The organism is Streptomyces sp. NRRL WC-3549 (genome assembly GCF_000721935.1).
Lineage (GTDB): Bacteria > Actinomycetota > Actinomycetes > Streptomycetales > Streptomycetaceae > Streptomyces.
This window is the reverse complement of sequence record NZ_KL585440.1, coordinates 56,187-65,042: the sequence shown is the minus strand read 5'-3', so window position 1 is coordinate 65,042 and position 8,856 is coordinate 56,187. Positions and strand designations below refer to the sequence as shown.

The following is an 8,856-nucleotide window of genomic DNA, read 5'->3' as shown; positions in this document are numbered from 1 at the left end:
CATCAGCAGCGCGTCGAAGCCGCGTACCAGCCGCCCGGCCCGCCGGGTGAGGGCGGCGGCTGCCAGTCCGCCGATCACCAGGGCGATGGCGGTCGCGGCGAGCGCGTACCGCAGCGAGTTGCCGATGGCCTCCAGCGGGGGCACCAGGAAGGTGGAACCGCTCGCGTCGGCGGACTGGAGCGCCCGGTAGAAGCCGAGGCCGTAACCGCCGGAGGTGTCGAAGGAGCGCTCGACCAGGACGCCGAGGGGCAGCACGACCAGCAGCGCGACGGTCAGCAGGACCCCGCCGAGCACGGCGCGCTGCCCCGCACCGCGTGGCCGGCGGGCGGTCTGCGCCGGATCGACCAGCCGCAGAGCCGTCTCCCGGCGCCGCACGGTCCAGGCGTGCACGGCGAGGATCGCGCCGACCGCCACGAACTGGACGAGGGTCAGCACGGCGGCCGTCGGCAGGTCGAGCAGCTGGGCGGTCTGCCGGTAGATCTCGACCTCGAGCGTGGAGTAGGAGGGACCGCCGAGGATCTGGACGACGCCGAAGGAGGTGAAGGTGAAGAGGAAGACCATCAGGGCCGCGGCGGCCACCGCCGGGGCGAGCGCCGGCAGGGTCACCCGCCGCCAGGCGGCGAGGCGTCCGGCGCCGAGCACCCGGGCGGCCTCCTCCTGCCGGGGGTCCAGCTGCGCCCAGAGGCCGCCGACGGTCCGTACGACGACCGCGTAGTTGAAGAACACATGGGCGAGCAGGATCGCCCACACGGTCGTGTCCAGCCGTACGCCCCAGAGGTCGTCGAGCAGGCCTCCGCGGCCCAGCAGCGCCAGGAACGCCGTGCCGACGACCACGGTGGGCAGGACGAACGGCACGGTGACGACGGCCCGCAGCACCTGCTTGCCGGGGAAGTCGAAGCGGGCGAAGACATAGGCGCCGGGCAGCGCGATCAGCAGGGTGAGCGCGGTCGAGGCGAGCGCCTGCCAGGTGGTGAACCACAGGACGTCCAGCAGGTCCGGCCGGCTCAGCACCTCACCGGCCCGGCCGAACTGCCAGGCGCCGTCCGCCTTCAGGCCGCGGCCGACGATGGCCGCGACGGGGTAGGCGAAGAACAGCGCGAAGAAGGCGACGGGCACGGCCATCAGGGCGAGCCGCACCGCGCCGTCCCGTCGCCCGCGCCGGCGCGCGGCGGGCGTGACTACTTCACGACGATCGAGGACCATGACCGGACCCACTGCTCACGGTGCTCGGCGATCTTGTCGGGGGCCACCGTCGCGGGCTTCTCGGGCGCCGCGCCGAACTTCGTGAAGAGCTCGGGCAGCTTCGCGTCCTTCGCGACCGGGTTCACGAACATCTTCAACGGCAGGTCCTCCTGGAACCGCTTGCCGATCAGGAAGTCCAGCAGCGCCTTGCCGCCCGCCTCGTTCTTCGCGCCGTCGAGCAGCCCGGCGAACTCGATCTGGCGGAAGCAGGTCCCGGTGGCGACCCCGGTGGGCGCCTCGGTGGGCCGCGGGTCGGCGTACAGCACCTCGACGGGCGGGCTGGAGGCGTACGAGACGACGAGCGGCCGGTCGCCGCCCGCCTTCTTGCCGCCCGCGGAGCCGGAGAACTCCTCGTTGTACGCCTGCTCCCAGCCGTCGACGACCTTGACGCCGTTGCTCTTCAGCTTCTTCCAGTAGTCCTGGTAACCGCTGTCGCCGTGCGTGGCGACGGTGCCGAGGAGGAAGCCGAGGCCGGGCGAGGAGGTGGCGGCGTTCTCGGTGACGAGGAGGTTCTTGTAGGCGGGCTTCAGCAGGTCGTCGAAGGTCTTCGGCGGGTCGAGCTTCTTGTCGGCGAAGTACTTCTTGTCGTAGTTGACGCAGATGTCGCCGGTGTCCACGGGCGTGACGCGGTGCTTGCCGGCGTCCAGCTGGACGTCGGCGGCGACCCGGTCGAGGCCCTTCGCCTCGTACGGCGTGAACAGCCCGTTGTCCAGGGCGCGGGAGAGCAGGGTGTTGTCGACGCCGAAGAAGACGTCGCCGCGCGGGGAGCCCTTGGTCAGGATCTCCTGGTTGAGCGCGGCCCCCGCGTCACCGCTCTTGAGCACCTTGACCGTGTAGCCGGTCTCCTTGGTGAACGCCTTGAGGACGGCGTCCGAGACGTCGAAGGAGTCGTGGCTCACCAGGGTCACGGTCCTGGAGCCGCCGGAAGGGCCGGAGCCGGAGTCGTCGCCGTCCGTGCCGCAGCCCGCCAGCACGGTGACGCCGAGCGCGGCGGCGAGTGCCGTCGCCGCGTACCTCGTGGTGGTGTTCATGTGATTCCTCCTGGGGGTGACCAGGAAGAGACGCGGCCCTGCCCGCTCCGGGAGCGGGCAGGGCGCAACAGCTTGAGTAAGGTCCGAACTTCCTACCCGGAATGACCCGGGCGAGGTTCAGAGGGTCTGCGGACGACCGGTCCTCGGTGCCGCACTCTCAGCGCTGTGGCGCTCCCCTGTCGGAATATGAAGTTGATGTCCCGGCCAGGCTACACCGGTCGGAAATCGCCTCGTTGGCCGGATCGATTCGCCCCGGCCCGCCCTTCTCAGCGCTCGGCGGCCGCCAGCTGCCCGCAGGCCCCGTCGATCTCCTGGCCGCGGGTGTCCCGGACGGTCACCGGCACGCCGTGGGCCGCGATGGCCTCCACGAACGCCTTCTCGTCCTCGGGCCGCGAGGCGGTCCACTTGGAGCCGGGCGTCGGGTTCAGCGGGATGAGGTTGACGTGCACCCGCTTGCCCTTGAGCAACCGGCCCAGCCGGTCGCCCCGCCATGCCTGGTCGTTGATGTCACGGATCAGCGCGTACTCGATGGAGATCCGGCGGCCGGACTTCTCGGCGTACTCCCATGCCGCGTCCAGGACCTCCCGGACCTTCCAGCGCGTGTTCACGGGGACGAGGGTGTCGCGCAACTCGTCGTCGGGGGCGTGCAGCGAGACCGCGAGGCGGCACTTGAACCCCTCGTCGGCGAAGCGCAGCATGGCCGGGACCAGACCCACCGTGGAGACGGTGATGCCGCGCTGCGAGAGCCCGAGCCCGTCCGGCTCCGGGTCCGTCAGCCTGCGGATCGCCCCGACGACCCGCTTGTAGTTGGCCAGCGGCTCACCCATGCCCATGAAGACGATGTTGGACAGCCGGGCGGGGCCGCCCGGGACCTCGCCGTCGCGCAGGGCGCGCATGCCGTCCACGATCTGGTGGACGATCTCGGCGGTGGACAGGTTGCGGTCGAGACCCGCCTGGCCGGTCGCGCAGAACGGGCAGTTCATCCCGCAGCCGGCCTGGGACGAGATGCACATGGTCACCCGGTCCGGGTACCGCATCAGGACGGACTCGACGAGGGTCCCGTCGTGCAGCTTCCACAGGGTCTTGCGGGTGGTGTCGTCGTCACAGCTGATGTGACGCACCACGGACATCAGGTCGGGGAACATCGCCTCGGCGAGCTTGTCCCGTGATCCGGCGGGGATGTTGGTCCACTCGGCCGGGTCGTGCGCGTACCGCGCGAAGTAGTGCTGCGACAGCTGCTTGGCGCGGAACGGCTTCTCGCCGATCGCGGCGACGGCCTCCTTGCGCTCGTCGGGCGTGAGGTCGGCGAGGTGCCGCGGGGGCCTCTTGGCTCCGCGGGGCGCGACGAAAGTGAGTTCTCCGGGCTTAGGCATGGTTCCTCCAGTGTCGCAGACACGCCGCGGTACTCCGGGCCGCCGACGGCTCGGCGCCTCGGGGCCCGGCCGGCGCGGTGCCGCTGGGACCGGCCGGGGCCGGGCCGACGGCCCCGGGCCCCGGGCGGGCGCGGTCTCCGCACACGCCGCGAGGGCCCCCCGCTCCAGGAGCGGGAGGCCCTCGTACGGTCCGGTTGGAGCGGCGGTTCAGCCGGCTCCGACGAACACCACCAGCAGCAGCCAGACGATCGGCGCGGTCGGCAGCAGTGAGTCGAGCCGGTCCATGATGCCGCCGTGGCCGGGCAGCAGGGTGCCCATGTCCTTGATCCCGAGGTCACGCTTGATCATGGACTCGCCGAGGTCTCCGAGGGTGGCGCTGGCCGCCACCGCGAGCCCCATCAGCAGCCCCTGCCACCAGCTGCCGCCGTCGATCAGGAACTGCATGCACAGCGCACCGGCCACCATCGCGAAGGTGACCGCCCCGAAGAGCCCCTCGCGGGTCTTGCCGGGGCTGATGCGGGGGGCGAGCTTGTGCCTGCCGAAGCGCCAGCCCACCGCGTAGGCACCGGTGTCACTGACCACGGTGAGCAGCAGGAAGGTCAGCACCCGCCAGGCACCGTCGTCCGCCGTCAGCATCATGGAGACGAACGTGGCGAGGAACGGCACGTAGAACACCGCGAAGACGCCTGCCGTGACGTCCCTGAGGTAGTTCTCGGGCGGCTGTGCCATCCGCCACACGAGCACCGCGAGGGCGGTGAGCGCCATGGCGATCCAGGCGCCCTCCGCACCCCGCACGTAGCCGGCGACCACCATGGCGGCGCCGCCGACCGCGAGCGGGACGAGGGGGGCGTCGATGCCCTTGCGCTCCTTGAGGCGGGAGGTCAGCTCCCAGAGCCCGACCACCACCGCCACCACGACCACGCCGACGAAGACGGCCTTCACCACGAAGAGCGAGCCGATGACGACGGCGCCGAGCCCCACGCCGACCCCTATGGCGGCGCGCAGGTCACGCCCCGCGCGTTTCTTCTGCGGCGGGGGTGGTGGCGACGGGGGGGACATGGGCTCCTGCGGCTTCTCGTCACGGAACAGGGGGCCGCCGACGTGCGTGGCGTCCCCGTTCCTGCCGTCGAGGTCGTCGGTGTCTCTACCTTCGTCGGGAAGGTCCGGCACGATGGGCATGGGCCGAGTCTGCTGGGCGCCGTGCACATCGTGGGCGGGACCCGCCGGGGCGGCCCCCATCTCGGGCGCGCCCCGGTATCCGGCTCCCTGCGGGGCGCCCCAGGAGGAGTCGTTCATCAGACTTCGAGCAGCTCGGCTTCCTTGTGCTTCAGCAGCTCGTCCACCTGGGCGACGTACTTGGCGGTGGTGTCGTCGAGCTCCTTCTCCGCACGGCGGACCTCGTCCTCCCCGGACTCCTTGTCCTTGACGAGCTTGTCCAGCGACTCCTTGGCCTTGCGGCGGACGGAGCGGATCGAGATCTTGGAGTCCTCGGCCTTGTTCTTGGCGACCTTGATGAACTCCTTGCGGCGGTCCTGCGTGAGCTCCGGGAAGCTCACGCGGATGATGTTGCCGTCGTTGCTCGGGTTGACGCCGAGGTCGGAGTCGCGGATCGCCTGCTCGATGTTGCGCAGAGCGGTCTTGTCGAACGGGGTCACCACCGCCATCCGCGGCTCGGGGACCGAGAACGAGGCCAGCTGGTTGATCGGGGTCAGCGCGCCGTAGTAGTCGGCGACGATCTTGTTGAACATCGCCGGGTGCGCACGGCCGGTACGGATCGCGGCAAAGTCCTCTTTGGCGACGACGACGGCCTTCTCCATCTTCTCCTCGGCCTCGAGGAGGATTTCTTCGATCACCACGTGCTCCTGCGTGTCTTGGGTGGGCCCGGCATCGTCGGGCCCTGCGGATCCTGCGTCGCGTCCTCACCTGCACGGTGTCCGACCGGCAGGCCGTTGTCCATCCTGTGGGCCGTCAGGCCCGGGTGCTCTCGTCGCTCACCAGCGTGCCGATCTTCTCACCCTTGACCGCCCGGGCGATATTGCCCTCCGTGGTCAGCTCGAAGACGAGGATCGGCAGTTCGTTGTCACGGCAGAGGGTGATGGCGGTGGCGTCGGCGACCTTGAGGTCGCGGGCGATCACCTCGCCGTACTCCAGCGCGTCGAACTTCACCGCGTCCGGGTTGGTGCGCGGGTCGGAGTCGTAGACCCCGTCCACCCCGTTCTTGCCCATGAGCAGCGCCTCGGCGTCGATCTCCAGGGCGCGCTGAGCGGCGGTGGTGTCGGTGGAGAAGTACGGCATCCCCATGCCGGCGCCGAAGATGACGACGCGTCCCTTCTCCAGGTGCCGCACGGCACGCAGCGGGATGTAGGGCTCCGCGACCTGCCCCATGGTGATGGCGGTCTGGACGCGTGAGTCGATGCCTTCCTTCTCCAGGAAGTCCTGCAGTGCCAGGCAGTTCATGACCGTGCCGAGCATGCCCATGTAGTCGGACCGCGCCCGGTCCATGCCGCGCTGCTGGAGCTCGGCGCCGCGGAAGAAGTTGCCTCCGCCGATGACGATCGCGATCTGGGCACCGTCGCGTACGACTGCGGCGATCTCGCGGGCGATGGCGTGTACGACGTCGGGGTCGACGCCCAGACCTCCGCCACCGGCGAACGCCTCGCCGGACAGCTTCAGCATGAAGCGTCCGGGCACCTTGCCGTCGTCGCGCTTGTGGTCACCCTGGGTGGCGTCCGCGCCGTTGTTCATGGGAAATCTCCTCGTGCACATACGAAGAAGGCCATTGCCGGTGGGTCTGTCGTCCCTCCGTGGCAATGGCCTCCTCGTCAGATCTGCGGTCGTCCGGCATGGTGCGGCCGACGACTGCACCAGACCCTACCGGGTCTGCCGTTGTACGCGGACGGACTCAGATGCCGACCTTGATGCGCGCGAAGCGCGTCAGGCTGACGCCGGCCTCGTCCAGAACCTTCTGGACCGACTTCTTGTTGTCCTTCGCGAAGGCCTGCTCGAGAGCGACGACCTCCTTGAAGAAGCCGTTGACGCGACCCTCGACGATCTTCGGGAGGGCGGCCTCGGGCTTGCCCTCCTCACGCGAGGTGGCCTCGGCGACGCGACGCTCGTTCTCGACCGTCTCGGCCGGGACCTCGTCGCGGTTGAGGTACTTCGGGGCGAAGGCGGCGATGTGCTGCGCGACGTCCTTGGCGACCTCGGCGTTCTCCTTGTCCAGCTGGACAAGGACGCCGACCTGCGGCGGGAGGTCGGGCATCGTGCGGTGCATGTACGCGGCCACGAAACCGCCGTCGAACTGCGCGAAGCGGTCCAGGACGATCTTCTCGCCGAGGTTGGCGTTGGCCTCGTCCACGTACGCCTGGACGGTCTTGCCGGCCTCGATCTCGGAGGCGAGCAGCGTCTCCAGGTCGGCCGGGGAGGTCGCGGCGACGTGCGCGGCGAGCGTGTTGGCGACGGCCTGGAACTTCTCGCCCTTGGCGACGAAGTCCGTCTCGCACTTCAGCTCGAGCAGGACGCCGGAGGTCTTGTCGTCGGAGATCAGGGAGACGACGGCACCGTTCTCGGCGGAACGGCCCTCGCGCTTGGCGACGCCCTTCTGACCCTTGATACGGAGCGCCTCGACGGCCTTGTCGACGTTGCCGTCGGCCTCGTCGAGCGCCTTCTTGCAGTCCATCATGCCGGCGCCGGTGAGCTCACGGAGCTTCTTGACGTCGGCGGCGGTGTAGTTCGCCATGAGTCTGGGTTTCTCTCTCGAAGTCTGAAAGATCTACGGGGCAACGGCGGGGGCGGTGCCTGTGTGACGGGTGTCAGGCCTGCTCGGCGTCCGCGGCCGGAGCCTCGGCGGCGGGGGCCTCGGCCTGTTCGGCGGCGACGGCGGCCGGCTGGGCGTCGGCGGCGGCGTCCTTCTCGGTCTCGACGGAGGACTGGACCTCCGCGTCGTCCTTCTTCTCGCCCTCGAGCAGGTCACGCTCCCACTCGGCGAGCGGCTCGCCGGCGGCCTTCTCGCCCGGCTTCGAGTCGCCGGTGGCGGCACCGGAGCGGGCGATGAGGCCCTCGGCGACGGCGTCGGCGATCACGCGGGTGAGCAGGGTGACGGAGCGGATCGCGTCGTCGTTGCCCGGAATCTTGTAGTCGACCTCGTCGGGGTCGCAGTTGGTGTCGAGGATCGCGACGACCGGGATGTGGAGCTTGCGCGCCTCACCGACGGCGATGTGCTCCTTCTTGGTGTCGACGATCCAGACGGCGCTCGGCACCTTCTGCATCTCGCGGATACCACCGAGGGTCTTCTCCAGCTTGGCCTTCTCGCGGGAGAGGACCAGGAGCTCCTTCTTGGTGAGGCCGGAGGCGGCCACGTCCTCGAAGTCGATGAGCTCGAGCTCCTTCAGACGCTGAAGGCGCTTGTAGACGGTGGAGAAGTTGGTGAGCATGCCACCGAGCCAACGCTGGTTGACGTACGGCATGCCGACCCGCGTCGCCTGCTCGGCGATGGCCTCCTGGGCCTGCTTCTTGGTACCCACGAACATGATGGAGCCGCCGTGCGCGACGGTCTCCTTGACGAACTCGTAGGCGCGGTCGATGTACGACAGCGACTGGAGCAGGTCGATGATGTAGATGCCGTTGCGCTCGGTGAAGATGAAGCGCTTCATCTTCGGGTTCCAACGGCGGGTCTGGTGACCGAAGTGGACGCCGCTTTCCAGCAGCTCCCGCATCGTGACGACGGCCATGGCCGTACTCCTTGAGGTGCTCGGTTGTCGCGAGCGCAGGATTGCGCTCGCGCCTGACGCCCCTACGCGCCGTGCCACGAGGGACCGAGGAGCGCGGCCACCGTCCGCTGAGAGGGAGGTGGCGGGGCGTGCGAAGTCGACCCGGTGACCCGGATCGCCAGAAGAAGTGTACGGGACCGGCCGGGTGCCGGGTGACGGCGATGTCCACAACCGCTCGGTCGTCCACAGATCCGGGCCGTCACCCCCACGGGAGCCGCGACCGAGGGCATCGTTGCGTCATGCGACGAACACCCGAGGTGACGGCGGGCCGGGGCCGGTGCGGCGCCTCCGTAGCTCCCCCGGCGCGCGCGGGGGCGGGCGGACGCCGGCGCGCGCCGTCCGCGCCGTGCGGTCTCCGGAGCGGGCGCCGGCGGGGCCCGGGGGTCCTGGCGGTGATGCTGCTGGTCTGGGCGCTGACCGCGGCGGCCGGGGGCCCGGCCC

9 protein-coding genes and 1 riboswitch are annotated in these 8,856 nt (G+C 70.1%); of the genes, 1 reads left to right on the top strand and 8 read right to left on the bottom strand.

Annotated features, from left to right (window positions below; translation table 11 throughout):
• The 8 genes from IH13_RS0133185 to rpsB all read right to left on the bottom strand — a co-directional run.
• Nucleotides 1-1,122 (bottom strand): ABC transporter permease (locus IH13_RS0133185; protein ID WP_031090337.1); only part of this gene is annotated, 1,122 nt, incomplete at its 3' end.
• A gap of 56 nt (nt 1,123-1,178) precedes the next feature.
• Nucleotides 1,179-2,273: a thiamine ABC transporter substrate-binding protein gene (locus IH13_RS0133180; protein WP_031090335.1), complete on the bottom strand. Its 1,095-nt coding sequence runs from the start codon at nt 2,271-2,273 to the stop codon at nt 1,179-1,181.
• 71 nt (nt 2,274-2,344) lie between these two features.
• Nucleotides 2,345-2,461, bottom strand: a riboswitch (TPP riboswitch).
• 78 nt (nt 2,462-2,539) lie between these two features.
• Nucleotides 2,540-3,646, bottom strand: coding sequence for a dual-specificity RNA methyltransferase RlmN (gene rlmN / locus IH13_RS0133175; protein WP_031090334.1), 1,107 nt, complete (start codon nt 3,644-3,646; stop codon nt 2,540-2,542).
• A gap of 207 nt (nt 3,647-3,853) precedes the next feature.
• Nucleotides 3,854-4,942, bottom strand: coding sequence for a phosphatidate cytidylyltransferase (locus tag IH13_RS0133170; protein WP_031090332.1), 1,089 nt, complete (start codon nt 4,940-4,942; stop codon nt 3,854-3,856).
• A complete protein-coding gene (gene frr / locus IH13_RS0133165; protein WP_031090330.1) occupies nt 4,942-5,499 on the bottom strand; it encodes a ribosome recycling factor in 558 nt (185 codons plus the stop codon). Before frr ends, IH13_RS0133170 begins: the two co-directional genes overlap by 1 nt.
• 115 nt (nt 5,500-5,614) lie before the next feature.
• Nucleotides 5,615-6,391 (bottom strand): UMP kinase, encoded by a 777-nt coding sequence (gene pyrH / locus IH13_RS0133160; protein ID WP_031090328.1) that lies wholly within the window; start codon nt 6,389-6,391, stop codon nt 5,615-5,617.
• 157 nt (nt 6,392-6,548) lie between these two features.
• Nucleotides 6,549-7,385 carry a translation elongation factor Ts gene (gene tsf / locus IH13_RS0133155; protein ID WP_031090326.1) on the bottom strand — a complete coding sequence of 279 codons (837 nt, stop codon included), beginning with the start codon at nt 7,383-7,385 and terminating at the stop codon, nt 6,549-6,551.
• A gap of 73 nt (nt 7,386-7,458) precedes the next feature.
• A complete protein-coding gene (rpsB, locus tag IH13_RS0133150) occupies nt 7,459-8,376 on the bottom strand; it encodes a 30S ribosomal protein S2 (protein ID WP_031090324.1) in 918 nt (305 codons plus the stop codon).
• Between the two features lie 278 nt (nt 8,377-8,654).
• Here rpsB and IH13_RS45340 point away from each other — a divergent pair.
• Nucleotides 8,655-8,856 (top strand): hypothetical protein (locus IH13_RS45340; RefSeq protein WP_234433479.1); only part of this gene is annotated, 202 nt, incomplete at its 3' end.